The sequence below is a fragment of the Ochrobactrum sp. C6C9 genome (assembly GCF_022627935.1).
Lineage (GTDB): Bacteria > Pseudomonadota > Alphaproteobacteria > Rhizobiales > Rhizobiaceae > Brucella > Brucella teleogrylli.
This window is the reverse complement of sequence record NZ_JABXGB010000024.1, coordinates 1-24,875: the sequence shown is the minus strand read 5'-3', so window position 1 is coordinate 24,875 and position 24,875 is coordinate 1. Positions and strand designations below refer to the sequence as shown.

The window sequence follows — 24,875 nt, the reverse complement described above, 5'->3', positions numbered from 1 at the left end:
AGGCAAGCTTTCCATAATTTCGCGGAGGATGACGATGGGTATGGACGCTTCGAGCAAACGTTATTCCGAGCAGTTTTCAGACGAAATGGCCTGGATACCGGGGGGCACATTTCTGATGGGGTCCGACAACCATTATCCCGAAGAAGCGCCACGCCATCCCGTGAAGGTGGACGGGTTCTGGATTAGCACGACACCTGTTACCAACCGACAGTTTTCGCGCTTTGTCGACGAAACAGGCTATATCACGATGGCCGAGAAAGCGCCGGACCCGAAGGACTATCCGGGCGCGCTGCCCGAAATGTTGCGCGCTGGGTCTCTTGTGTTCACGCCCCCAAAGCGGGTCGAGGGCCGGGATATCGGCCAGTGGTGGAAATTCAAGTTCGGAGCAAACTGGCGTAAGCCATTGGGCGGGCTAAGCGATCTACGCGGCAAACTCGATCATCCAGTCGTCCATGTGGCGCACTGCGATGCCCTTGCATATGCACAATGGGCAGGTCTTGATCTGCCGACCGAAGCCGAGTTCGAGTTCGCGGCCAAGGGGGGCTTTGAAGATCTGGAATATGCATGGGGCGACGAACTCATGCCGGGCGGCGCTGCCATGGCCAACACCTGGCAAGGCATTTTTCCCGTGAAAAGTACCAAGCCCGCCGGACGCGAACGAACCTCGCCAGTGCGGTCGTTTCCAGCCAATGGTTATGGCGTTTACGACATGATCGGCAATGTCTGGGAATGGACGAATGACTACTGGACGTCCCGACATGCCGAACCAGCGGCAAGCCCGTGTTGCATCCCGCGCAATCCACGCGGCGGCGAAGCTCTCGCAAGTTTTGACCCGCAGCAGCCCGCTATTCGCATTGCCAGACGTGTTCTAAAAGGTGGTTCTCACCTCTGTTCACCCGACTATTGCCGCCGCTATCGCCCGGCGGCGCGACATGCAGAGCCGGAAGACACGTCCACCAGTCATGTCGGATTCCGGTGTGTGAAAAGACCAACAAACTGAGGGGAATTTCATGCGTTTGTTTGCGCAGATTTTGCTGATCGCCACGCTTCAAATCTCAACCTCTGCGTGGGCTGAGAACCTCGCCTCCTGGAACGATGTCAAATCCAAACAGCAGATCGTTGATTTCGTCGATAAAGTGACAAAAGAGGGAAGTAAAGATTACGTAGCGCCTGCGGACCGGATTGCTGTCTTCGACAATGACGGCACGCTTTGGACCGAGCAACCCTATTACTTCCAGTTGGCCTTCATGCTTGACCGTGTCAAGGCGTTGGCGCCCGACCATCCGGAGTGGAAGACAACAGAACCGTTCAAATCCATCCTGACCGGTGATCTGGCCGGCATTGCCAAAAGTGGCGAGAAAGGTGTTGTGGAGCTTGGGATGGTGACCCACGCTGGCATGACGACCGACGTATTCAACAAAATCGTCACGGAATGGTATGCAACGGCCAAGCACCCAAAGACGGGCAAGCCATTCTCGGAAATGACATTCCTTCCCATGCGCGAGCTGCTTGATTATCTCCGCACTCACAATTTCCAGACATTCATCGTGTCCGGCGGTGGCGTGGAATTCATGCGCCCCATGACGGAGAAGGCTTACGGCATACCTTCGCAACAGGTCATTGGCAGCAGTATCAAGACGCAATACGCAATCGAGAACGACCAACCCGTGCTGAAACGCCTGCCGGAGATCGATTTTATCGATGATGGTCCCGGCAAACCTGTCGGCATCAATCGGGTCATTGGCAAAAGGCCAATTTTCGTCGCGGGCAATTCGGATGGTGATTACGAAATGCTACGGTGGGGCACTGCCTCCCCGAACAGCCTTGGTATCATCGTCCATCACACGGACGGAGACCGGGAATACGCCTATGACCGGCAATCCTCATTCGGAAAACTGGACAAGGCTTTGACCGAAGCTCCGGAGAGAAATTGGGTAATCGTCGACATGAAGAATGATTGGAAGAAGATTTATGCCTTCGACTAAGCCTCTCGTTCCCCATGCATCATCCGCAATCCATAGTCATTCGAGGAGGACTCCAATGCCGCTCAACAGGCGCATTCTCCGATGTACAGCAAGCGGGTTATTTCTGCTCGGCATGATTACCACATCTGCCGCACAGGAGGGCGAGGCCGCTTCCGACAGGATTGAACCAGCTTCAATCCAGGCCTTAGAGAATATGGGCAAGCATCTGCAATCCTTGCAGAAATTCTCCCTGAACTCCCAAACCAGCGTGGACGCGGTTCTGGATACCGACCAGAAACTGGAGTTCGGCGGCGAGGTATCCTATGAGGTGGAAAGACCGAACAAGCTCCGCATCGACCTGAAAACAGACGTCGTGCAGGGTGAGTTCATTTATAACGGAACAACCCTCACCTATGTCTCTCCGAGCAACAATACCTATGCTCAAGCTCCCGCCCCCGCGACAATCAAAGAAACGCTGGAGGAAGCCGCCCAGAAGTATCATTTGACGTTCCCACTGGCGGATCTGTTCGCCTGGGGTACGCCGGACGCGCCCATCGGCGAAATCGCCGAAGGATTTCACGTCGGCAATGCAATGGTGAACGGGAAGCCGACAGATCACTGGGCTTATCGTACCGGAGACCAGGACTTTGAAGTGTGGATTGCATCGGACGGCCCACCCTTACCTCTCAAGGTTTCACTGGTGGATCGTGACGATCAAACCCGTCCGCGCATGACCGCCGTTCTCAATTGGAACGAAACACCCGATATTCAGGCGAGCGCTTTCGAATTCACACCGCCGGCTGATGCGCAAAAGCTCCGCTTCCTAGAAGAGGGGAACCAGCAATGAAACTCTTTCGTGTCACGATAGGAATTTTGTTCGCCACGGCGATGATCGCCCCCCAGATTGCCGAGGCTCGTGGTGGCTTTGGCGGACGCATGCCGCGTATGAATTTGGGCGGCGGCGGGATGCACGGGTTCGGTGGCGGCTTTCATGGTCCCCGGATGGGCGGTTTCAACGGGCCAGCCCATTTCGAGCCGCGCTTTAGTCCGTCCATGCCGCGCCCGCGCGGTGGCAATATTCCGCATGCGAGAACGGGGCCAAGTCCGCATCCAGCGCACCACCCTGCGCCTGGTCCACATCCCGCTCCGCATCCTGCTCCACACCCAGCGCCGAAACCACATCCCGGCCCTGGGCCAGCCCCGCATCCCGGACCGGGTCCCGCGCCTCATCCGGGGCCAGAACCGCGTCCTTTACCGCCGCCACCTCCTCCACCTCCTCCACCACCGCCGGGTCCGTATTGGCCGGGCTATTGGAATGGCGGTTGGGATCCGGCAGCAGCGGCCATTGTTGGCACAGCCGCAGCCGTGGCCATCGGTTCGGTCATTGCCAATGTTCCACCAGATTGCACAAACGTCGTGGTCAACGGCATAAGCTACAAGGACTGCAACGGAAACTGGTTCGAGCCAAAGTATAACGGACACAGTGTCGTCTATGTCGCGGTGGCTCCGCCGAAGTAGTGTTAGTTCTGGTCACCCGCTTCGCCGTGGCAGGCGAAGCGGGTGACGTTCCAACAAGAGTGCTGGTACGTTCTGCGGCGGCAATTCAATACCGGCGTTATTTCAATCCGCACTGCTTCTCACGCTCTCTCAATAACGCGAATGCGCTGCCCGCCGCCAATGTCGATGAATTGCGTAGGTGGTGGTATCTGATGCACATCATGCCCGCCAAAACCCTGCGGATAGAACACGTAGCCTTCTGGCGCCGGCGGCGCTGCGCCATCGTCGAGCAGACGCCCACCGGAAAGTTCGGTCATCGGATCGGGAATAGCTGAGATCAATCGCCTTGTGTAAGGGTGGGTGGGGTTGGAGAAAATCCGGTCCCATGGCCCGCTTTCGACGATTTGCCCGAAATACATCACCGCCACGCGGTCGCTCATATGCTCCACGACGCTGAGATCGTGGCTGATCATGATATAGGACAGGCCAAGCCTTTCCTTCAATTCCAGCAACAGATTGATGATCTGCGCGCGAATGGAAACATCAAGTGCCGAAACAGGCTCATCAAGGACAATCACCTTCGGATTGAGCAACAGCGCCCGCGCAATGCCGATGCGCTGACGCTGACCGCCGGAAAACTCATGCGGGAAACGTTTCGCATGCTCAGGTTTGAGACCGACCAGACGCAAAATATCTTCAACCCGCCCGTCAACTTCGCTGCGCGATGCCACCCCATGCAGCCGCAAAGGCGCAGCGAGTGATGTATAAACGGTCTGGCGCGGATTGAGCGAAGCGAATGGGTCCTGAAACACCATTTGCGCCATTTGCGAGCGCTCAAGCCGCGATGGCTCGTTCTTGCCAGTGATCGGACGGCCTTCAAAATAAATCTCGCCGCTCGTCGGCTTTTGCAATCCGACAATTGAAAGCGCGAGGGTGGATTTCCCACAACCGGATTCGCCAACGATCGACAGGCACTCGCCCTTATTGAGCGTCAGGCTGAGATTGTTGACAGCGCGCAGCAACTGCCTGGAACGGCTGAATAGTCCACCGCTGACGGGAAAATAGACGCATAGATCGTCAATAGTAACGAGCGCATTGGTCGTCTGGGTTGAACGCATGTCATTCATGATGAAAACACCTCACCACACCCATATCCTGAAGCGGAGTCCAGCCGGGCTTTTCCGCACGGCATATTTCGGTTGCGCGTGTGCAGCGCGGTTCGAACCGGCAGCCTTTTGGAAAGGCGGAAATAGATGGCACGACGCCTTCGATTTCCTGAAGTCGCCGTTGACCTTCCTTCTGGCGCGAACCGAGTTGTGGCAGCGATGCCAGAAGTCCGTGCGCATAGGGGTGCGACGGATGTCGGAACAGCCCCGCCGTTATGCGCTCCTCGACCAGATGCCCGGCATACATGACGCCGACACGACGGCACATTTTGGCAATGACGCCGAGATCGTGGCTGATCATCAGCACAGAGGTTCCTCTGGCGGTGCAAAGGTCCTGCATCAGACGCAGAATTTCTGCCTGTACCGTCACGTCGAGTGCTGTGGTCGGTTCGTCGGCGATCAAAAGATCGGGATCACAGGCCAGCGCAATCGCAATCATCACGCGCTGGCGCAAGCCGCCCGACATCTGATGGGGATAGTTTTTGACCCGTTGATCGGGTGCCGGAACCTGAACACTTGCAAGCGCTTCGACGGCCCTGCGTTCAGCCTCATGCCATGTCGCGCCCTGATGCAGCACAAACATTTCCGCGATCTGCCGCCCTACCGGCGATAGGGGGTTGAGTGCCGTCATCGGCTCCTGGAAAATCATGGCGATGCGATTGCCCCGCAGCTTGCGCATCTCGCGGGACGACAGGGCAGCCAGATTCTGCCCTTTAAAGCGTATCGCACCACCAGTAATCGCCAAAGGTTTGCGCAGCAAGCCGATCATCGACAAAGCCGTGATACTTTTGCCGCAACCGGATTCCCCCACGAGACCAAAGGTTTCACCCGCGCCAATGGTGAAAGACACGTCTTCCACCACATTGTGTCGGGAAGAACCGGAAACGATATCAATGCGAAGGTTTTCCACCTCCAGAAGTGTTTCTTCGCTCATACCTTGCGTGTCCTCATATGCGGGTCGAGCCAGTCGCGCAGCCCATCGCCAAACAGATTGAGGCCGAGCACGGTGAAGAAAATCGCCAGACCCGGAAAGATTGCCGCCCATGGCGCGCTGACGATCAGTTCGCGGGCGTCGGTCAACATATTTCCCCAGCTTGGATCTGGCGGGCTGATACCGAGCCCGAGATAGGAAAGTGCCGCCTCTGCAAGGATGGCGTCGCCCATGCCAAGCGTGCCGATAACGAGGATCGGTCCGATCATATTCGGCACGATCTGTGTGATCATGATGCGAATATCGCTGTAGCCGAGCATCTTTGCAGCCTGCACATAGCCCTGCTTCTTGAGGGAAAGCGTGGAACTGCGGGCAATGCGGCACGTCCATGACCAGTTTGTCAGCCCAAGCGCCAGCAAGAGACTTGGCAGGCCCGGACCGAGAACCGCCATGATGGCGAGCGCAAAGATCAGTGACGGGATTGCAAGCATCAGATTGGTCAACCCGTTGACAAAATCATCCCACCAGCCGCCGAAATAGCCAGCGGATATGCCAAAGCTAAGGCCGATCACCGTGTTGATGCACTGTGAGACGATACCAACCGTCAGAGACACTTGCGCGCCATAGAGAATACGCGAATAGACGTCTCGCCCCTGTGCGTCGGTCCCGAACCAGAACTGGGCGTCGGGCGGCAGTTCGGCATTCATCAGGTCGGCATCAAGAACCGGATTATAATGCGCCAGCAGCGGTGCGAAGACTGCCGCCATCAAAATGATGATGCATACCAGCCCGCCGAATATGAGATTGAAACGGAGCTTCATGGGCGTCACTCGTGGCTGATACGCGGGTCGATGACCGCGTAGAGAATGTCAACGATCGTATTGATGACGAGGAACCATAAAACGATCACGAGAATTGCACCCTGCACCACCGGGATATCGCGCAGCGAAACACTGTCGATCAATAATGAACCAAGCCCCGGCCAGGAGAAAAGCTTTTCCACCACCACGGCCTGCCCCATCATCGATCCGAATTGCAGACCGATGGTCGTGATGATCAGCACCAGCGCATTGCGCATGACGTGCCATTTCACCAGCCTGAAACTGTTCATGCCCTTTGAACGCGCCGTGCGGATAAAGTCGGCCCCCATCACTTCCAGCACGGCTGCACGGGTGGTTCTCGCCAGCAACGCCAAGGGCGCAACGCCCAAAGTCAGAGCAGGCAGGATGATATTGCGTATGCCTCCATCGCCGTAACCGAAGCTTGGTAACCAGCCGAGTGTCAGCGCAAACAGATACATCGCCAGCAAACCAAGCCAGAATTGCGGCATGGAAAGGCCCGACACCGCGCCGATCATGGTCGTGCTATCGAGTATGCTTCCGGGCTTGAGCGCGGCCAGAAAGCCCAGCGGCACACCAATCAAAATCGCAAGTCCCATGGCCGCAAAAGCGAGCTTCAATGTCGGCCACATACGCTCCTGAATAAGCGAAACAACGGGCTGCCGCGAGCGATAGGACGTACCGAGATCGAACTGCGCCAATTGCACGAGATAATTGCCAAAACGCACGTGAACGGGTTTGTCGAGACCGAATTCCTGCGTGATTTTTTCGACCAGTTTCGGGTCGCTCATGCCTTTGCCACTGGCGACGAGGCCGGAAGCGATACTGCCCGGAACAACGCTGAATATGACGAAGACCAGCAACGATACAGCCAGAACTGTCGGTATCATCTGCAAGACGCGGCGGACAATAAAATAGAGCACGCAGTCCTCCTTTCAGATCAGCGATGAAACGCTGGAGCAAAGGGGATTTGTGGCCCGCCCGAAAACGAGCGGGCCGGTCCATGGAAGCTCGGATTAACGACCGGACGGAACCGTGTCGTCGACCCAAAGCTTTTCGTAGGACTGAATTGCAATCTCGGCCGCATTTGGCTGCAAGCCATGCAGCCATGGCTGATGCGCCATGACAGCCTTGTTATAGTTGAAGAACCAGACCGGCGCTTCTTCCTGCAACAGATTGTTGGCTTTCTTCAGAAGCTCATTCTTCTCTTCTTCGGTTTTGACGGCTTTCGCGGCATCGACAATCTTGTCGAATTCCGCGTTGGAGAACTTCTGATAGTTACAGGCCGATTGCGGTGTCGTGGAATAGAAGCACTGCATCGCCGTGAGCGCGTCCGGGCCGCTTTCCAGCGACCACATATAGGCCTGGAAATTACCGGCTGGAACCACATCGGCAAGAACCGATGCTTCGACAGGCTTTGCTTTCACCTTGATCCCAACCTTTGCGAGCATCGGGATGATGGCCTGAACAATGGTCAAGCCCCAGCTTTCATTCTGCGTGGCCGTCAATTCAAATTCGAAACCATCCGGATAACCGGCCTCTGCGAGCAGAGCCTTTGCCTTCTCAGGATCATAGGGGTAGGGCTTGGCATCCTTGTCGAAAGCAGGCGACGAGTTCGGGAGCCAGCCAACCGCACGGTAAGCCTTATCCTTGACGAGACGCTTGATGATCAGATCACTGTCGATGGCGTAATTGATGGCTTGGCGAACACGCTTATCCTGAAACGGCTTAAAATCGGGATTGAAACCGACCGCGCGCGTATAGGCTTCAGCAACTTCGAGCATGTTTTTGCCAAGTTCCGGATCCGCGCGATAGGTGCTGTATTGTGCCGGCCCGAGCACGGCCACATCGATTTCCTTGTTGCGGAAGGCAACATCGCGCGCTGCCGCATCGCCCATGATCATGATATTGATCTTGTCGGCGTAGGGCTTGCCGTTATCGTAATATTTGTCCCACTTCTCGACCGTCAGACGCGAGCCGGGCACATATTCGGCAAACTTGTAAGGTCCAAGACCGATCGGATGGCGCTGAAACTCTTCGCTGTCGCCCTGTCCCACAGGATAGATTGCGGTATTGTTGCGCATGAACTGGAAGCCCGGATCAATCGGCTGCTTCAACGTGATTTCCAGCGTGTGATCGTCGATCTTCTTCAGACCCGAAATTTCCTTGGCCTTGCCCTGTCCATAATCCTCAGCGCCCTTGATTTCCGCTATATAGCGCGCTGGAGGCATGGCCTTCTTCGGGTCCATTATCCGGGTGTAGCTCCAGATAATATCGTCTGCCGTCAATGGCTTGCCGTCATGGAAAAATGCATCCTGACGCAGCTTATAAGTATAGACGAGCTTGTCGTCCGAAACACCTACATCTGTCGCCAGCGCCAGAACCGGCTTGTTCAGATCCGCATCCCAGTCATAGAGCGTGCGATGAATGGCCTTGGCGTAGAATTCGTCCTGTGTTGCAGGCGATGCCTGAATATCCAGTGTCGAAAAACTGTCGCCATAAGGCGCAACGAAGTTGACGACGCCTCCCGAGCGCGGCGTATCGGCAGCAAAGGCCGCAGTTCCGGCCAACAATGCGACGGACACCGCCGCAAGCAACGCAAATTTCCTCATGATCTTCCCCTTTTGATTTTTGTAGATCGGATGAATGAACGTATTCAGGCAGCGCAACCGAGGCTTCGCTGCCTGTTCTCCCTACGAACGTTCGAACACCACTTCACCTTCGCGAAGGGTGAGCACGCAATGCGTATCGTTGAGAATTTCCTTCGGCTTCGCGGTGAGCATATTGCGCGAAAAGACTGCAATATCAGCCACCTGTCCCGGGACCAGTTTGCCTTTTACGGTTTCTAACTTCTGCGAAAACGCGCCATATTCCGTATAGACCTGAAGAGCCTCTTCAATGGTCACACACTGTCGCGCATCCATCACCGTGCCCCTGCCCGTTTCGCGCGTCAGCATCGAATAGATGTTGGGATAGGGATTTGGATGACAGACCGGCGCATCGCTTCCCGTTGCCGGTTTGAAACCAAGGTCTTTCCACGTCTTGAGCGGATAGCTTGAAAGAGCCCTCTCCTCGCCCAAAACCGAAATATAGGCATCCCCGAAATCGTAGATGAAGACTTGCTGCGGACATGGATAAATGCCCGCCTTCTGCATGCGCGCATGCTGTTCCGGCGTTGAAAATCCGCAATGCTCAATGCGATGACGGCGGTTCGGGTCTGGATAGGCAGTGAAAGCTTTCTCATAAGCGGTGATGAGCTGCCCGATGGCAGCATCACCAATCGCGTGGCACGCAAGCTGATATCCCTTCTTGTGCGCATCAAGCACAAGTGCCTCAAGCTCCGCATCGGGCAAAATCTGCACGCCAATATTGTTGTCGTCACCCAGATATGGTTTGCTCATCCAAGCCGTGCGACCGCCCGCAGAACCGTCGAGGAATATCTTGACGGCGCCAACGGTCAGCATGTCATCACCGACACCGGAGACCAGCCCGGCCTCATAGCATTTTTCAACGATTGACGGGCCCGGATCGCCCAGCAGTACCAGCCACGTTCGCACCGGCAAACGCTTTTGCAGCTTGGCAATATTATAGGCGCGAATTTCGTCGAAACCTGCAACCTGCCCGACCGCTGCATCCATGACGCTGGTAATGCCGTAAGAAAGCAGCAGATTGCCTGCTGCTTCGATAGCTTCGATCATTTCCTCTGTCGTCGCGGTCGGGATGGCCTTGCGAACCGCGCCTTGCGCATTTTCGGCAACCATGCCGGTCAGCACGCCGTTCCGCTGCTCGATCAAGCCGCCGTCGGGAACCGGAGAGTTTTCATCGATCCCTGCAAGTTCGAAGGCCTTCGAGTTGAAGATCGAAACGTGACCGCAGGCGCGCACGAGCATCACGGGATGGTCTGGCGCAACCGCATCAAGTTCCGATTTATGCGGATGACGACCAATATCCAGCTTGGTCTGGTCGTAGCCGCGCGCCTTGATCCAGGTGCCCGGAGGAACAGAAGCCGCCGTTTCGCGGATTGCATTCAGAAGACTTTCCAGCGTAGGCGCGGCATCAGCCGTTGCATCAATCCATTTGAGCGTCAGCCCGACCGATATCAGATGAAGATGAGAATCGTTTAGTCCCGGTGTGGCGAAACGCCCTTCCAGATCGATCAACTGCGTCTTGTCGCCCTTGAGGCCCCAGACCTGATCTTTAGTGCCGGTGGCAAGCACCTTGCCTTGCCAGATTGCCAGGGCTTCGACTGTGCCCTCTTCGTATCCACACCAGATCGTGCCGTTATAAATTATGGTATCAGCACGCAATTCGGGCATTACAGACATTCAGCGATCCCCTCCCTAAGTCACCGCTTTCATAGAACTATTGAGCAGAGTTCCATTGATGGATCAACCGTTCAAGCCGTGGATTTTGCAAAATTTGTGGGAGCAATTTGATCAAAATGACGAACCCGTCGACGGTTCGCCGAAACTGCCGAGAATCGCGGCAATCCATCTTCCAAAAATGGAAGCTGGCTAATGGTAGCAACAACTCTGATGGGAAATAATGGTAGCGCAAGCTCATACCGAAGCAAATGTCATTCTATAATGAGCCGCGTAGAAAAGTTGAAGGCGGAGCCCTACGGTCCCGCCCTCCTGTTCAATCAGATAATGCCCAGAGCATCCATGGCTTCTGCCACCCGCACAAAACCGGCGACATTGGCACCGAGGACATAATCGCCCGGCGTGCCATATTCCTCGGCGGTTTCCGCACAAAGATCGTGGATATTGCGCATGATTTCAGCCAGACGCGCTTCCGTCTGCTCGAAGGTCCAGCTATCGCGCGATGCGTTCTGCTGCATTTCAAGCGCCGAAGTCGCCACACCGCCCGCATTGGCAGCCTTGCCGGGCGCGAAGAGAACTTTCGCATCCTGGAAAATCTTCACCGCTTCAGGCGTGGAGGGCATGTTAGCGCCTTCACCGACAGCGATAACGCCATTCTTCACAAGCGTCTTGGCATCCTTGCCGGTCAACTCGTTCTGAGTTGCCGACGGCATGGCCACATCGCAGGGAACATCCCAGATCGAGCCGCCCTCAATGTAATGGACGGACTGGCCCTTCTGGCGTGCATATTCGGAAATACGTTCGCGACGCACTTCCTTGATTTCCTTGACGAGATCAAGATCGATACCGTTCTCGTCAACGATATAACCATTGGAATCGGAGCAGGCGACCACTTTGCCGCCAAACTCGATCACCTTTTCCATTGTGTAGATGGCAACATTGCCCGAACCGGAAACGACAACGCGCTTGCCATCGAAATCCTGTTTGCGGGCCTGAAGCATGCGCTGCACGAAATAGGTCGCACCATAACCGGTTGCTTCCTTGCGCGCCCTGGAACCGCCGTAGAACAGCGCCTTGCCGGTCAATACGCCGGCTTCATAGCGATTGGTCAGTCGCTTGTACTGACCGAACATATAGCCGATCTCGCGCCCACCAACGCCGATGTCACCCGCTGGAACGTCCACATATTCGCCGATATGACGATGAAGTTCGGTCATGAAGGACTGGCAGAAGCGCATGATTTCAGCGTCGGAACGGCCACGCGGGTTGAAATCCGAGCCGCCCTTGCCGCCACCAATCGGCATGCCGGTCAGCGCATTTTTAAACGTCTGTTCGAAGCCGAGGAACTTGATGATGCCGACATTGACCGAAGGATGGAAGCGAATCCCGCCCTTGTAAGGTCCAAGAGCCGAATTGAACTGCACGCGGAAACCGCGATTGATCTGTACGCGACCCTGATCATCAACCCACGGCACGCGGAAAATAATCTGCCGTTCCGGCTCGCAAATGCGTTCGATCAGGGCATTGTCGGCATAATATGGTCGTTTCGCAATGACGCGCCCAACACTTTCCAACACCTCTCGCACGGCCTGGTGGAATTCAATTTCACCCGCGTTGCGATGGAGGACATCTTCGAGAATGGGCTCGAGCTTTTCATGGACGTTGACCAAAATTTCATCTCCAGAGTCGGTATGTAATCTCATAATGATCACTCTCTAGAATAATTTTTGATCAATTTGAATAAGTATTAAGCATTAATTGTGCGCGAAAAGCAGGGGCAACCTTCTTTTCAGACACCAAGCGCCTGAAATGACGCTACAGAAAAAGATCCGACATACAAAAATGCAATGTTATCGAGCATTTGCGTAAAAAATAGCCAACTGAAAGTTACCAGTGCAATCATTTCAAGTGTACGACTGGATCGTTTCGATCCATGCCTTGGAGGCGCGGTTTATGGCAACCGCGCCTTGAGTCCTTTACGGGGCACAACGCCTACTGTTCTGAAAACTCCAGAATTGTGCCGCTGGCGTTCTCGGGCAAAACGGCCACGCCTGCCGCCGTTGACGCAAAGGACACGCCATGTGCGGTCAGTGCGGCACGCGCTTTATCCAGTGATCTCACGCGAATGCGCAAGGTTGCAAAAGCACTGGCAGGCGTTTTGTCCAAATCGACATTCGGGTAAAGCGACGACGCTTTCTCGCGATCCAGAACCAGTAGATCGGCCGAGTTCGGCCCGGTCAGAACTTTCCATCCGCCATCGTGCTCAACCGCTTCCCCGGCCTTGAACAGACGGGCAAAACCTTTCGCAGTTGTTTCAGGATCGGCAGCGATGATGACGATAGTCGAGAGACCGATAGCACCATTTTCATGTTCGATCAGCTCCGGCAGCCAGACCGTTTCGCGGGTCTTGTGCTGACACATGAAAACCATGCCCTGCGGAACTTCGCTGTCGGCAAAAGAGACTGTTTCAAACGCTGCGACGCCCTCGCCGCCGCCCGGCAGCTGCACCGGGCGCTGGAATGCGCCAACTTCGCCCGTCGCTATATCGAGTGTTGCTAGCTCCGCCTTTGCCTCGCGTGCATTGTCGATCCGGCAGGCGATGGCATGCAGTCCTTCACCTTGCGCCGCAAGTTTCTGGCGCTGGTGCTGATTGCCCGGGGTTTCAGCAACAATGCCTAGAAGCTCGAAGTAATCTTCCGGAAACATGATCGTGTAATTGCCGGTGCCTTTTTCCTTGCTGTGCAGTCCGCGCGGGCTCAGCGTGAATCCGAAGCGACGGTATTGCTCGGCACTTTTCTCCAGATCATTAACCAGCAGAAAAACGTGGTCGACGCCTTTTACCGGGTGAGACATGTGGAGTTTCCTTTTTTGATAAAATCAGATGTTAGTGGATGGAGGCTTATTTCTTTGTCGGCGCCAGCACAATCTCATGAATTGTGACCTTCGGATTCATTCTGGCGACATAGAGCGCGGTTTCGGCCATATCCTCCGGCTGAATGACGTCATCCATGCGTGCGAGATCAAAACCCGGACGGCGCGCCAAAAGCGGCGTCGCCACCTCACCGGGACAAAGCACCGTGGAACGAATACCGTTTTGTCCCTCTTGCGCGTTCAGGCTCGCACTGAGATCGTTGAGCGCGTGTTTGGAGGCGCCATAGGGTACGCCGCCAGCGGGCGACGAAAAACGCCCCGCCCAGGAAGATGTATGGATCATCAGGCCGCCACCCTGCGCCCGCATTGGTGCAAGCGCGGCTGCAATCACGTTGATCGCGCCCTTGATATTGATGTCGATGACATCATCCCATGCATCGAAATCGATATCCGACCAGCTGCGGCGCGGAATGTTAAGCCCAGCATTGTTGCAGACAACATCGAGACGCCCGGTCCATTCGACGATCGCTTCAGCGACATCTGTCATCGCCTTGCGGTCGAGCACATCAGCCGGGAATATCCGGGCCTCGCCGCCTGCAGAAGTAATTTCATCCGCGATGATGGCCAGCCCTTCCGCCTTCCGGCCTGTCAGGGCCACCGGCCAACCCTCGCTTGCGAAACGGCGTGCCATTGCAGCGCCGATGCCCGAACCGGCGCCGGTGACCCAGACCGCTCCGGGTTTGGTTTTGCCCGCATTTTCACTCTGTTCGGGAGAAATCTGGCTCATCAACAAACTCCAAGATAGAAAATCGACATTTATTAACGCATGGTTATCGAGAAATTATACTAATTTTATCGCACAAATTAGTTTATCTTGACAAAATCATAGCGGATTCTAGCATAACGGTGCTTGCATAAGGAAAAGGCCATTGAACGCTGCTTTAAAGAGCAGTTTCAGGGGCTTGAACAATATCGGGACGTGCGGGAAAAGAGGCCGGAAAGCCCTCCTCAACGTCCTTCAGGGGAACATAGAATGCATATCAGAAAAGCTGGCCTTGGCCTGTTTCTCGCAGCCTTTTCACTTGCTACGGCGTCGTCCAACGCTGAAGAAGTGAAGCGCGGCGGTACGGTCATTGTCCATATGAATACCGAGCAGGGCGTCCTCAACCCTGCGCTGCGCGCCTCGACCGGCGTTTACCAGATCACCGGTCGCATCATGGAGCCGCTGATCGACCGCACTTACGAGGGCTACGTGCCGGTTCTGGCAACGAGCTGGTCTTCATCGGAAGACGGCAAGGCCATCACCTTCAAGCTGCGCGAAAATGTGCGCTGGCACGACGGCCAGCCATTCACCTGCGATGACGTTTCGTTCAGCGCGATGAACCTCTGGAAGAAGCTGCTTAACTATTCGACCACGCTTCAGGCCAATCTCGAAGCTGTCGACTGCACCGATCCGCATACCGCCGTGTTCCGTTATTCCAAGCCGATGCCGCTGGAATTGCTGGTCGCCGCGATGCCGGATCTCGGTCATCCGGTGCCGAAGCATCTTTATGAAGGCACCGACATTCTGAAGAACAAGTACAATTCCGCGCCGGTCGGCACGGGTCCGTTCAAGTTTGTCGAATATGAGCGCGGCCAGCACATCATCGCCGAGCGCAATGATGATTACTGGCGCGGCAAGGAATATCCTTACCTCGACCGCATTATCTGGCGCTTCATGCCGGACAAGGCAGCGGCAGCGGCAGCGCTTGAGGCTGGCGAAATGATGGAAACCGCTTTCAACGGCATTTCCATGTCGGACACCGAGCGCCTCCAGAAGGATGGCCGCTTCGACACAGGCACCAAGGGTTTCGAAAACAACGTTGCCCACTCGACCATCGAGTTCAATCTGCGCAACCCGATCCTTGCCAATCTGAAGGTTCGTCAGGCGATCTATCACGCGCTCGACATCGACTTTGCAATCAAGACGATCATGCGCGGCTACGCCAAGCCGGGTCGCGGTCCGATCCCGAGCGCTGGCGGTGCAAATTATACCGATCAGGTCCAGACCTATCCATATGACGTGGAAAAGGCCAAGAAGCTGCTCGACGAGGCTGGGTATCCCGTCAAAGAAAACGGCGTCCGCTTCAAGCTGCGTCACCGTCCGGCACCATGGGGCGAATATACTCAGCTCTGGGCTGAATATTATGCGCAAGCCATGAAGGAAGTCGGCATCGACGTTGAAATCCTGACCAATGACGCACCGGGCTTCCTGAACGGCGTCTATCGCGATCACGATTTCGACACGGCAAGCGGCTGGCACCAGTTCCGTTCCGATCCGGCTGTTTCCACCACCGTCTGGCTGCGCTCCGGCGCTCCGGTCGGCACGGCATGGTCCAACCAGTTCGACTATAAGTCTGACGAAATGGACAGCCTGATCGACAAGGCCGCAAGCGAGCTCGACCCGGCCAAGCGCGCCGATCTCTATCACCAGATCCAGCAGCTTGAGATGAAAGACCTGCCAGTCATCTTCGCCATCGAACATCCGTTCGTCGGCGTGACCAACAAGGTTCTCAAAAACCACCACAACACGCCACGGTGGGATTCTTCAAGCTGGTACGATCTCTGGATCGACCAATAAGCAATGCCAACCGCTGCCGGTCACCCGGCAGCGGTTCACCAGTTTTAGAATGCTGACTATGAATATCTTGCAGGATAATCCGCAATGTCCCTGCCCCCAATCCTGACCTTTGCGCTGCGCCGCATCTTGCAGGCGGTTCCCGTCATCCTTCTCATCATGATCGGGGCGTTTCTGCTCATCAAGCTTGCGCCTGGCGACACGGTTGACGCGCTTGTCGGTGACATGGGCGGTGCAGACCCTCAATTCGTCGCCAATCTGCGCACGGAATACGGTCTGGACCAACCAGTCTGGATGCAGCTGTGGATTTACATGACCAAGCTGGCTCGGTTCGATTTCGGCTGGTCCTATGTCTATGAACTGCCCGTGTTGGACGTGCTGATGGCGCGGCTCGTGCCGACGCTCCTGCTGATGATTTCTTCGCTTTCCGTAGCGTTCATTTTCGGCATCACGCTTGGTGCCTTTGCTGCGCGCAAGGCTTATTCGCTGACCGACAATGTCATCTCGACGCTCGGTCTTGTCTTCTACGCCATGCCGAGCTTCTTTCTCAGCCTCATCCTGATGTTTATCTTTTCCGTCAAGCTGGGCTGGCTGCCCGTCGGCGGTTACAAGACGCTTGGCGGTTTTTACACTGGCTGGAAGAATGTCTGGGATATTGCCGTACACCTCGTCATGCCGACGACGGCGCTTTCGCTGATCTATCTTGCCTTCTACATGCGCCTGATGCGCACGAGCGTGCTGGAAGTCGCCGACCTCGATTATGTCCGCACCGCCCGCGCCAAGGGCGCCAGCGGCGCAAGGCTGATGTTCCATCATATCATGCGCAACGCTTTCCTGCCGGTCGTAACGCTGCTCGGCCTTCAGTTTTCCACCGTGCTTGGCGGCTCGGTTGTGATCGAAACGATCTTCTCGCTGCCCGGCCTTGGCCAGCTCGCCTATACTTCCGTGATCAAGCGCGACCTCAACACGCTGATGGGTATAATCTTCCTGTGCTCGGTGTTGGTGGTGATCGTCAATTTCATTACCGATCTCATCTATGCGCGGCTTGATTCCAGGATCGAACTGTCATGACATCCCAGGACCTTTCCCTCACCCGTCCACAGGTCTCCCGCACGAAAGTTCTGTGGCAGCGCTTCAGCCGCAACCGCGCTGCCGTGCTGGGCCTTGTTCTTTTCATCGCCGTGGTTCTGATTGCCCTGTTGGCCGATGTCATTGCGCCCGGCGACCCGCTGCGCCGTGCGGGCGATCCGCTTGTCTGGCCATTCCTCAATGCGATAACGCCGCTTGGCACCGATCAGCTCGGGCGTGACATTATGGCTGGCATTTTCCACGGTGCACGCATCTCGTTGCTGATCGGCGTCGTCGCAACCTTGATCTCGATTGTCATCGGCATCGTTATCGGTGCGCTTGCAGGTTATTATGGCGGCTGGGTGGATGATGTGCTGATGCGCATCACCGAAGCCTTTCAAACCGTGCCGAGCTTCGTGCTGCTTCTGGCGCTGGTGGCAATCTTCGGCTCGTCCATCGAGAATATCATCATCTGCATAGGCATCGTCTCATGGACCGCGCCTGCACGCATGGTGCGCGCCGAATTTCTGGCGTTGCGCCAGCGCGAATTCATCGACGCGGCGCGCAATCTGGGTGTCGGCAATATGTCGATCATCTTCCGCGAAATACTGCCAAACGCTTTGCCGCCGGTGATCGTGTTCGCATCTGTCGTTATGGCCACCTCCATCCTGATGGAAAGCGCGCTCGCCTTCCTCGGTCTCGGTGATCCTAATTATGCCAGCTGGGGCAACATGATCGGCCAGGGCCGCGCCGTGCTCCGCACCGACTGGTTCTGCTCGGTCATTCCCGGCATCGCCATTCTGCTCACCGTTCTTTCCTTCAGTCTGCTTGGCGAAGGCCTGAACGATGCGCTTAATCCGAGGCAGAAGAAATAATGACCGCTGCACCCGTTCTCGAAATCAGCAACCTGCAAATCGCGCTGCCGAAGGGCGCCGACCGTCCTTTTGCCTTGCAGGACCTCACACTGACCATCAATCCCGGTGAAATCGTCTGCCTTGTTGGCGAAAGCGGTTCAGGCAAATCGCTTTCGGCAGGCGCGATCATGCGCCTTTTGCCGGAACCGCATGTGCGCGTGACGCATGGCACGATCAAGCTTGAAGGCACTGACCTTTATTCGCTCAGCGAAGCTGACATGAAAAAGCTGCGCGGCGACCGCATCGGCATGGTCTTTCAGGAGCCGATGACAGCGCTCAACCCGCAGAAGACAGTTGGCTGGCAGATCGATGAAGTGCTGCGCCTCCATACCATACTTGGCCGCAAGGAACGCCGTGCCGCCGTGCTGGACATGCTGGCAGAGGTGAAAATTCCCGATCCGGAATCCGCCTATAACGCCTATCCGCACCAGATATCCGGCGGGCAGCGCCAGCGCGTCATGATCGCCATGGCGCTGATCCTGAAGCCGCGCCTCATCATTGCCGACGAACCGACTACTGCGCTCGACGTGACCACGCAGGCGCAAATTCTGAAGCTGATCCGTGATCTGCAACGCGAGCATGACACGGGCATTCTCTTCATCACGCATGATTTTGGCGTGGTGGCAGAAATCGCCGACCGCGTCGCCGTGTTACGGCTCGGCGAACTGGTCGAACAAGGCCCTGCAAACGAAGTGTTGAACCATCCCCAGCATGCTTACACGAAAGCGCTGATCGCATCGGTTCCCGCACTCACCCCGCCCGAACCGAAGCCGTCAGTTGAAGCCCAACCGATTATTCTCAAGGCAAGCGCTTTACGCAAAACCTTCAAGGCGCGTGGCGGATTGCTAACCGGCAAACGCAGTGCCGTGCCCGCCGTAAAGGACCTTTCGTTCGAATTGCGCCAAGGCGAAACGCTGGGCGTCGTCGGCGAAAGCGGGTCGGGCAAGACGACCGTTTCGCGCATCGTCACGCGCCTGCTGGAAGCAGACAGCGGCACGGTCGATGTGAACGGCAAGGATTTTCTGAGCGCAAGCCCGCGTGAAGTGCGCGCCATGCGGAAGGATATCCAGATGGTCTTTCAGGACCCGATGGCCTCGCTCAATCCGCGCCGCCGTGTCGTGGACCTCATCGCACAAGGCCCTATCGTCCATGGTGTACCGAAGGCAGAGGCGCACGCAAAGGCCCGTGAGTTGCTGGAACTGGTCGAGCTTTCGCCCGCTGCTGCCGACCGTTTTCCGCACGAGTTTTCAGGCGGGCAGCGCCAGCGCATCGGCATTGCCCGTGCGCTCGCTTTGGAGCCGCGCATCATCGTCGCAGATGAACCTGTCTCTGCGCTCGATGTTTCGGTACAGGCGCAGGTTCTGCGGCTTCTGGCCGATCTGCGTGAAAGGCTGAACCTGTCGCTGCTTTTCGTAACGCATGATTTGCGCGTCGCAGCGCAGCTTTGCGACCGCATCATCGTGATGTCCAAGGGCGAGATCGCCGAAACCGGCCCGACGGCTGAAGTCTTCGCCAATCCGCGCCACGAATATACCCAGCGCCTGCTTGCCTCGATCCCCGGCAAGAACTGGACGCCACCTCGTTTTGAGAATGCGTGACGTCATGCAAAAAGTAGAATTCCCACCCTCCATCTGGGCCGCCACGGCACCTCCCCGCACAGCTGCAAAGCCGTTGACCAGTGACGCGGAAGCCGATGTTGTTATTGTCGGCGGCGGTTTTACGGGCCTGTCGGCAGCACTTCATCTGGCAAAGCGTGGTAAGCGCGTCATCCTGCTGGAAGGCAATGCGGTCGGCTGGGGTGCTTCGGGTCGCAACAATGGTCAGGTCATCCCGACCATGACGTCCGCCGAGCCGGATGCGATTGCCAAGCGCTATGGCGCTGCGGGCGAACGCTTTGCCCGCCTGATCGGCAATAGCGCTGATATTCTGTTTTCCATCGTGCGCGATGAAAATATCGAGGCTGAAGCCGAACAAAAAGGCTGGTTCCAGCCTGCCCATTCGCCGGGTCGGGTAAAGCTTTCGCAAATGCGTGTCGAGGCGTGGAAGCGGTTCGGCTTTCCGGCGGAGTTTCTTGACCGATCCGCGACATCGCAACTGATCGGCAGCGATTTCTGGTACGGCGGCATGTTCAACCCCACCGGCGGCCATATCAATCCGCTGGCCTTCGCGCGCGGTCTTACCGCTGCTGCGGAGCGCCATGGCGCAATCATTCACGAGCAAAGCCCGGTTACATCCTATCGGCAAGTCGGCGATCATTGGGAAGTGCGTACCGACAACGCCACAGTGCGCGCTAAAGGCTTTTTGCTCGCGACCAATGCTTATACCGGCGAGCTTCGCGAAAGGCTTGCCCCGCGTCTGGCCCGGACAATCGTGCCCGTACTCTCATGGCAGATGGCAACCGCACCCGTCAGCGATAATCTGCGCGCGTTAATTCTGCCCGGACGGCAGGCGGTTTCCGATACACGCGGTGACCTGCGCTTCTTCCGCTACGATGCGCGCAACCGGCTGATCACCGGCGGCATTGTGATGGGTGACTACGATGTCGCCGAGCGCGTAAAGCGCAAGACTGCGCGCGGCATGGCGGAAGCTTTTCCCGCCCTCGGGGAACCGGAAATCACCCATGTGTGGAGCGGCTTTATCGGCATGACGTGGGATCGTTTCCCACGCGTTCATCAGCTTGGCACCAATGGCTGGGCTTGGATCGGCTGCAACGGACGTGGCGTCGCGCTTGGCACATCACTTGGTCGCGAATTCGCGCGTGCGCTCGATGGAGAATCGGTGCAGGAGCTTGCGCTACCCGTTTCAGAGCCCGCGCCATTGCCTTTTCACAAAGTCGCGCGGAAAATCGCGCCTTTCTATCTCGCCTGGCTTCGGCGCAAGGATCTCACCGAACCCAATCTCTAAATCAGCTTATTCATGTGAAAGGTCAGGTCCATGAATCAAATGCCAATTCTCGAACGCCGCCGCATTGAGGCGATGGTCATCAAGAACATCTATGATGTGCTGCGCGAACGCTCCGGCGACGAAGAAGCCCAAGCCGTGGTGGGCGAAGCCGTCAGCCGTTCAGCAATTGAACAGGGCAAAAGCTTTGCCGAAGAACTGGGTCGCACGCCTACCTTGCAGGATTTTGCCGACATCCAGCCGCTGTGGACGAAGGAAAACGCGCTGGAAATCGACGTGATTTCGCAGGGCGAAAACCATTTCGATTTCAATGTCACGCGCTGCCGTTATTCGGAAATGTACCGCGAGATGGGCCTTGGCCATATCGGGCATCTGCTTTCCTGCAATCGCGATGGCGATTTTTGCATCGGCTATAATCCCGCAATGAAGCTGGAACGCACGCAGACCATCATGAAGGGCGCGAGCCACTGCGATTTTCGCTATCGCCTCGACGCCACCGAAGAAAATACGAAGGAAGCCTGATATGCCGGTTGAAAACTGGACGTCGAACCAGCTCGATGAACTCGTCGCATTTCGTCGTGACCTGCACGAAAACCCCGAGCTGCTTTACGATGTGAACCGGACGGCAGACAAGGTTGCCGATGCACTGCGCGCGGCTGGCGTCGATGAGGTCGCAACCGGCATCGGGCGCACTGGTGTTGTCGGCGTCATACGCGGTCAGAGCAACAAGTCTGGCCGTGCCATTGCCTTGCGAGCGGATATGGACGCGCTGCCGATTTTGGAAGAAACCGGCGCGGAATGGTCTTCGAAAGTGCCAGGCAAAATGCACGCCTGCGGTCATGACGGCCACACGACGATGCTTCTCGGTGCGGCCCGCGAACTGGCACAAAGTCGCGCTTTCGACGGCACGGTTATCGTGATCTTCCAGCCTGCCGAAGAAGGCGGTGCCGGTGCCAAGGCGATGATCGACGACGGCCTGTTCAAGCGCTGGCCGGTCAGCGAAGTTTATGGCATGCACAACCGCCCAAACCTTGCGGTTGGACATTTCACCATCAATTCCGGTCCGATCATGGGATCAGTCGACGTTCTCGACATCACCATTGAAGGTGTTGGCGGACATGCGGCCTCGCCGCATCAGACCATCGACCCAATCCCGGTGACAGCCGCTCTCATTCAGGCAATCCAGACCCTGACTGCGCGCACCATCGATCCGCTGGATTCTGCCGTGATTTCGATCACGACTATTCAGGGAGGCGATGCGTTCAACGTCATTCCGCAGAAAATCCGTTTGACCGGCACGGTTCGCACGCTTCGCGAGGACGTGCGTAATCACATCGAGGAAAAACTGACCCGTGCAGTGCAGGGCATTGCCGATGCTTTCGGAGCAACGGCAACGCTCGACTATCAGCGCAACTATCCCGTGACCGTCAATCACGAGCACGAAACCGAACTTGCAGCCATTGCTGCCGAAGCCGTCTCTGGCGCTGATCGTGTCACGCGCGACATGCCGGCCACACTTGGCGGCGAAGACTTCGCGTTCATGCTAAACGAAGTTCCGGGCGCGATGATCAATATCGGCAACGGCCCAAGCGCCAATCTCCATCACCCCAAATATGACTTCAACGACGATGTCATTGCCTGGGGTTGCTCTTATTGGACAACTTTGGTGCGTCACCGTTTGCCAGTTTGACGTCACAGAATACGGTGAGGCAGAATAATGCCTCACCGCACAGTTTTAAGCGGCACTTTTCTCAGGAAGCTGTGGCGAGATCGGAAAAAGCCAGTCATAAGCGATATTGAAAACAAAGGCATAAGCCAGATAGAAAAGCACGATCACCACGTCCATCATCAGCGCGGCGATGATCGAAATGCCCAGATACCAGGCAATAAACGGTATCAGCAGCACAATCAGACCCGCTTCGAACAAGATGGCATGTGCAACGCGGATGGGCATAGTTTTATGCACCGTTCCCCTCAGTCGCAGCAAAGCCCGATCAAATCCAAGATTGAAAAGAAAATTCCAGATAGTCGCGGTAGTGGCGGATATGACGCCGATGACACCCATCGCATCCACCGGCTTATCAAAAATAATCGCCGAGCATGGAATGAAGATTGCCAGTCCAATAATTTCAAACATCGCCGCGTGGCGAACACGATCTGCAAAACTACGCACTTATTTATTCCTTGATATTGGTGTGCCCTTTCTATCTATTATTATGGATTTAAAAGTTAGATACTATCTGGATTTGCGATAGATGAATGTCGAGCTGGACCAACTGGAAGCATTTGTTGCCGCCGCTGAACACGGATCGTTTTCGGCTGCGGCCCGCCATCTGCGCAAAGCGCAGTCAGCCGTCAGTGTGTTGATCTCCTCTCTGGAAGACGATCTTAACGTCAAACTTTTCAGCAGAGCGACACGCAGCCCGGCACTGACCGAAGCAGGCGCGAGGCTGTTGCCCGAAGCGCGTCTGATGCTGGATCGGCGTGAACATCTCATTTCAGTCGCACGAAACTTCGATGAGCATGTCGAGTCCCGCCTTGTGGTTGCTCTGGATGAACTCTATCCCGAACCGGCGGTCGCCGCCCTTTTCGCCGCGTTTGCGAAGCACTATCCCCATGTCGAACTCGAATTGCAGTTTCCGCATTCATCCGTGATCGCCGGGCTGCTTAAAAACGGCAAGGTTGATCTTGGCGTCATGTGGCGGCTGGATCAGATACAGCCCGAACTCGGGTTCAAGACCATTGGCTGGGTGCCGCTTGTGCTTGTCTGCGGTCGAAACCATCCCCTTGCGAGCAGCCCTGTGAATTGGGAAGACCTGCGGACGCACCGGCAGATCATGGTTCGCAAACGCAGTGACGAGGACGAAAAACACAGGCTTCGCGTGGCCGCCGAGGTCTGGTGGGTGGAAAGCCACTGGGTCATTCTGCAAATTCTGAAACAGGGCATCGGTTGGGCTTATATCCCGGAACATATATTGAGGGATTCACCATTGGCGGATGAACTTGTCATCCCAAAACTGCAATTCGACGGTGGCGCCCATCCCGTGGCGCTTGAACTGGTCTGGAACAAGCTCCGCCCGCACGGACCCGCTGCCAAATGGCTGAGACAGCAATTTGCCTCAAACAAGTTTTGATACGCTCAAACGCGCCGCACAAAAGCCGCGACGAGGCACTATTATTTTTTAACAGGAAACTGAAAATTGACGCCCGCAAATATCTGCCATTTCGGCGCGCCGTCGCCTTGATGCCAAACCGTATATTGCGGCTCGATAAACGCATTCATGGTGATGCCTTTATCAAGCTCGAAAACTTTACCGATACCCAAACCGACCGGAATATACCCTTCATTGTCCTCAAGATTGAAGTTCCATGTTGCTGTCGAGCGAAGATACCAGCCATCCTTCAGATTGTAATTGATGATCGGCTCGACGGTTGCCAAGCTTACCCTCTCTCGGTCGCCATGCCCTGCGAACGATGTTTGATAGGTCACCAGGCCGCCCAAAAGACCCCAACTTTGAGGCGCGACGATTACGCCCGACGCCCCGACCTGCCATTTTCCGCTGCCAAGTGCGTCATCCGTCGCGGTTGGGATAACCAATATCGGCCCCGCACCGAATGTGATGTCTCCATGCTTGGGGAGAATGAAAATGTCCATCAGCGTCAGATCACCCAATCCTGTCACATATCCGTCGGGAAACTCCGGCGCTGTGTATGCGCCGTCTCTGCCCCATTGATTTTGGGTTTGCGCTTGAACTTTTGCGGTTTCGCTCATTCGATGAATGAGC

General features: G+C 56.2%; 23 protein-coding genes. 12 read left to right on the top strand and 11 right to left on the bottom strand.

The window, feature by feature from the left end; genetic code table 11:
- Positions 1-34: 34 nt before the first annotated feature.
- Genes HWD97_RS18005 through HWD97_RS17990 form a run of 4 tightly spaced genes read left to right on the top strand, consistent with a single transcriptional unit; the run spans position 35 to position 3,482 of the window.
- A complete protein-coding gene (locus tag HWD97_RS18005) occupies positions 35-1,000 on the top strand; it encodes a formylglycine-generating enzyme family protein (protein WP_371835353.1) in 966 nt (321 codons plus the stop codon).
- Between the two features lie 10 nt (positions 1,001-1,010).
- Positions 1,011-1,985, top strand: coding sequence for an HAD family hydrolase (locus HWD97_RS18000; protein WP_371835352.1), 975 nt, complete (start codon positions 1,011-1,013; stop codon positions 1,983-1,985).
- 55 nt (positions 1,986-2,040) lie between these two features.
- Positions 2,041-2,811, top strand: coding sequence for a DUF2092 domain-containing protein (locus HWD97_RS17995; protein WP_371835351.1), 771 nt, complete (start codon positions 2,041-2,043; stop codon positions 2,809-2,811).
- A complete protein-coding gene (locus tag HWD97_RS17990; RefSeq protein WP_371835350.1) occupies positions 2,808-3,482 on the top strand; it encodes a hypothetical protein in 675 nt (224 codons plus the stop codon). Before HWD97_RS17995 ends, HWD97_RS17990 begins: the two co-directional genes overlap by 4 nt.
- 119 nt (positions 3,483-3,601) lie before the next feature.
- Here the strand turns inward: HWD97_RS17990 and HWD97_RS17985 are convergent, their stop codons facing one another.
- The 9 genes from HWD97_RS17985 to HWD97_RS17945 form a co-directional block, all read right to left on the bottom strand.
- Positions 3,602-4,588 carry an ATP-binding cassette domain-containing protein gene (locus HWD97_RS17985; protein WP_339441469.1) on the bottom strand — a complete coding sequence of 329 codons (987 nt, stop codon included), beginning with the start codon at positions 4,586-4,588 and terminating at the stop codon, positions 3,602-3,604.
- Positions 4,581-5,561 carry an ABC transporter ATP-binding protein gene (locus HWD97_RS17980; RefSeq protein WP_371835349.1) on the bottom strand — a complete coding sequence of 327 codons (981 nt, stop codon included), beginning with the start codon at positions 5,559-5,561 and terminating at the stop codon, positions 4,581-4,583. Before HWD97_RS17980 ends, HWD97_RS17985 begins: the two co-directional genes overlap by 8 nt.
- A complete protein-coding gene (locus HWD97_RS17975; protein WP_109365946.1) occupies positions 5,558-6,379 on the bottom strand; it encodes an ABC transporter permease in 822 nt (273 codons plus the stop codon). Before HWD97_RS17975 ends, HWD97_RS17980 begins: the two co-directional genes overlap by 4 nt.
- Positions 6,380-6,384: 5 nt before the next feature.
- A complete protein-coding gene (locus tag HWD97_RS17970) occupies positions 6,385-7,320 on the bottom strand; it encodes an ABC transporter permease (protein ID WP_121538038.1) in 936 nt (311 codons plus the stop codon).
- 93 nt (positions 7,321-7,413) lie between these two features.
- On the bottom strand, positions 7,414-9,009 hold the full coding sequence (locus HWD97_RS17965) for an ABC transporter substrate-binding protein (protein ID WP_121538079.1): 1,596 nt from the start codon (positions 9,007-9,009) through the stop codon (positions 7,414-7,416).
- Positions 9,010-9,090: 81 nt separating this feature from the next.
- A complete protein-coding gene (locus HWD97_RS17960) occupies positions 9,091-10,713 on the bottom strand; it encodes an amidohydrolase (RefSeq protein WP_371830814.1) in 1,623 nt (540 codons plus the stop codon).
- A 326-nt stretch (positions 10,714-11,039) separates the two neighbouring features.
- Positions 11,040-12,422, bottom strand: coding sequence for an NADP-specific glutamate dehydrogenase (gdhA, locus tag HWD97_RS17955; protein WP_121538042.1), 1,383 nt, complete (start codon positions 12,420-12,422; stop codon positions 11,040-11,042).
- Between the two features lie 289 nt (positions 12,423-12,711).
- Positions 12,712-13,572 (bottom strand): VOC family protein, encoded by an 861-nt coding sequence (locus HWD97_RS17950; protein WP_121538044.1) that lies wholly within the window; start codon positions 13,570-13,572, stop codon positions 12,712-12,714.
- A gap of 46 nt (positions 13,573-13,618) precedes the next feature.
- Positions 13,619-14,377, bottom strand: coding sequence for an SDR family oxidoreductase (locus tag HWD97_RS17945; protein WP_121538046.1), 759 nt, complete (start codon positions 14,375-14,377; stop codon positions 13,619-13,621).
- A 246-nt stretch (positions 14,378-14,623) separates the two neighbouring features.
- On the opposite strand from HWD97_RS17945, the gene HWD97_RS17940 reads away from it, so the two are divergent.
- The 7 genes from HWD97_RS17940 to HWD97_RS17910 all read left to right on the top strand — a co-directional run bounded on the left by HWD97_RS17940 (position 14,624) and on the right by HWD97_RS17910 (position 22,780).
- The gene (locus tag HWD97_RS17940; RefSeq protein WP_109365940.1) at positions 14,624-16,210 is read left to right on the top strand and encodes an ABC transporter substrate-binding protein; all 1,587 of its coding nucleotides are present in this window, start codon (positions 14,624-14,626) and stop codon (positions 16,208-16,210) included.
- A gap of 84 nt (positions 16,211-16,294) precedes the next feature.
- Entirely contained in the window at positions 16,295-17,278 is a 984-nt protein-coding gene (locus HWD97_RS17935; protein ID WP_371835348.1) for an ABC transporter permease, read from the top strand.
- Positions 17,275-18,150: an ABC transporter permease gene (locus tag HWD97_RS17930; RefSeq protein WP_121538047.1), complete on the top strand. Its 876-nt coding sequence runs from the start codon at positions 17,275-17,277 to the stop codon at positions 18,148-18,150. The genes HWD97_RS17935 and HWD97_RS17930 overlap by 4 nt, the downstream gene beginning before the upstream one ends.
- Positions 18,150-19,787 (top strand): ABC transporter ATP-binding protein, encoded by a 1,638-nt coding sequence (locus tag HWD97_RS17925; RefSeq protein WP_121538049.1) that lies wholly within the window; start codon positions 18,150-18,152, stop codon positions 19,785-19,787. Before HWD97_RS17930 ends, HWD97_RS17925 begins: the two co-directional genes overlap by 1 nt.
- A 4-nt stretch (positions 19,788-19,791) precedes the next feature.
- Entirely contained in the window at positions 19,792-21,093 is a 1,302-nt protein-coding gene (locus tag HWD97_RS17920) for an FAD-binding oxidoreductase (RefSeq protein ID WP_121538081.1), read from the top strand.
- 30 nt (positions 21,094-21,123) lie between these two features.
- On the top strand, positions 21,124-21,612 hold the full coding sequence (locus tag HWD97_RS17915) for an L-2-amino-thiazoline-4-carboxylic acid hydrolase (protein ID WP_121538051.1): 489 nt from the start codon (positions 21,124-21,126) through the stop codon (positions 21,610-21,612).
- A gap of 1 nt (position 21,613) precedes the next feature.
- On the top strand, positions 21,614-22,780 hold the full coding sequence (locus HWD97_RS17910) for a M20 aminoacylase family protein (RefSeq protein ID WP_121538053.1): 1,167 nt from the start codon (positions 21,614-21,616) through the stop codon (positions 22,778-22,780).
- A gap of 45 nt (positions 22,781-22,825) precedes the next feature.
- Here HWD97_RS17910 and HWD97_RS17905 read toward each other — a convergent pair whose 3' ends face one another.
- On the bottom strand, positions 22,826-23,263 hold the full coding sequence (locus HWD97_RS17905; RefSeq protein ID WP_124915504.1) for a PACE efflux transporter: 438 nt from the start codon (positions 23,261-23,263) through the stop codon (positions 22,826-22,828).
- An 82-nt stretch (positions 23,264-23,345) separates the two neighbouring features.
- On the opposite strand from HWD97_RS17905, the gene HWD97_RS17900 reads away from it, so the two are divergent.
- The gene (locus tag HWD97_RS17900; RefSeq protein WP_371835347.1) at positions 23,346-24,224 is read left to right on the top strand and encodes a LysR family transcriptional regulator; all 879 of its coding nucleotides are present in this window, start codon (positions 23,346-23,348) and stop codon (positions 24,222-24,224) included.
- Positions 24,225-24,265: 41 nt separating this feature from the next.
- On the opposite strand, the gene HWD97_RS17895 is transcribed toward HWD97_RS17900, so the two are convergent.
- The coding region (locus HWD97_RS17895) for a hypothetical protein (protein ID WP_371835346.1) at positions 24,266-24,875 on the bottom strand (610 nt) is incomplete at its 5' end.

Bases quoted from the DNA above. Each gene is read 5' to 3' on its own strand.
- HWD97_RS18005 (WP_371835353.1), top strand. From the start codon at position 35: ATGGGTATGGACGCTTCGAGCAAACGTTATTCCGAGCAGTTTTCAGAC.
- HWD97_RS18000 (WP_371835352.1), top strand. From the start codon at position 1,011: ATGCGTTTGTTTGCGCAGATTTTGCTGATCGCCACGCTTCAAATCTCA.
- HWD97_RS17995 (WP_371835351.1), top strand. From the start codon at position 2,041: ATGCCGCTCAACAGGCGCATTCTCCGATGTACAGCAAGCGGGTTATTT.
- HWD97_RS17990 (WP_371835350.1), top strand. From the start codon at position 2,808: ATGAAACTCTTTCGTGTCACGATAGGAATTTTGTTCGCCACGGCGATG.
- HWD97_RS17985 (WP_339441469.1), bottom strand. From the start codon at position 4,588: ATGAATGACATGCGTTCAACCCAGACGACCAATGCGCTCGTTACTATT.
- HWD97_RS17980 (WP_371835349.1), bottom strand. From the start codon at position 5,561: ATGAGCGAAGAAACACTTCTGGAGGTGGAAAACCTTCGCATTGATATC.
- HWD97_RS17975 (WP_109365946.1), bottom strand. From the start codon at position 6,379: ATGAAGCTCCGTTTCAATCTCATATTCGGCGGGCTGGTATGCATCATC.
- HWD97_RS17965 (WP_121538079.1), bottom strand. From the start codon at position 9,009: ATGAGGAAATTTGCGTTGCTTGCGGCGGTGTCCGTCGCATTGTTGGCC.
- HWD97_RS17960 (WP_371830814.1), bottom strand. From the start codon at position 10,713: ATGCCCGAATTGCGTGCTGATACCATAATTTATAACGGCACGATCTGG.
- gdhA (WP_121538042.1), bottom strand. From the start codon at position 12,422: ATGAGATTACATACCGACTCTGGAGATGAAATTTTGGTCAACGTCCAT.
- HWD97_RS17950 (WP_121538044.1), bottom strand. From the start codon at position 13,572: ATGTCTCACCCGGTAAAAGGCGTCGACCACGTTTTTCTGCTGGTTAAT.
- HWD97_RS17945 (WP_121538046.1), bottom strand. From the start codon at position 14,377: ATGAGCCAGATTTCTCCCGAACAGAGTGAAAATGCGGGCAAAACCAAA.
- HWD97_RS17940 (WP_109365940.1), top strand. From the start codon at position 14,624: ATGCATATCAGAAAAGCTGGCCTTGGCCTGTTTCTCGCAGCCTTTTCA.
- HWD97_RS17935 (WP_371835348.1), top strand. From the start codon at position 16,295: ATGTCCCTGCCCCCAATCCTGACCTTTGCGCTGCGCCGCATCTTGCAG.
- HWD97_RS17930 (WP_121538047.1), top strand. From the start codon at position 17,275: ATGACATCCCAGGACCTTTCCCTCACCCGTCCACAGGTCTCCCGCACG.
- HWD97_RS17925 (WP_121538049.1), top strand. From the start codon at position 18,150: ATGACCGCTGCACCCGTTCTCGAAATCAGCAACCTGCAAATCGCGCTG.
- HWD97_RS17920 (WP_121538081.1), top strand. From the start codon at position 19,792: ATGCAAAAAGTAGAATTCCCACCCTCCATCTGGGCCGCCACGGCACCT.
- HWD97_RS17915 (WP_121538051.1), top strand. From the start codon at position 21,124: ATGAATCAAATGCCAATTCTCGAACGCCGCCGCATTGAGGCGATGGTC.
- HWD97_RS17910 (WP_121538053.1), top strand. From the start codon at position 21,614: ATGCCGGTTGAAAACTGGACGTCGAACCAGCTCGATGAACTCGTCGCA.
- HWD97_RS17900 (WP_371835347.1), top strand. From the start codon at position 23,346: ATGAATGTCGAGCTGGACCAACTGGAAGCATTTGTTGCCGCCGCTGAA.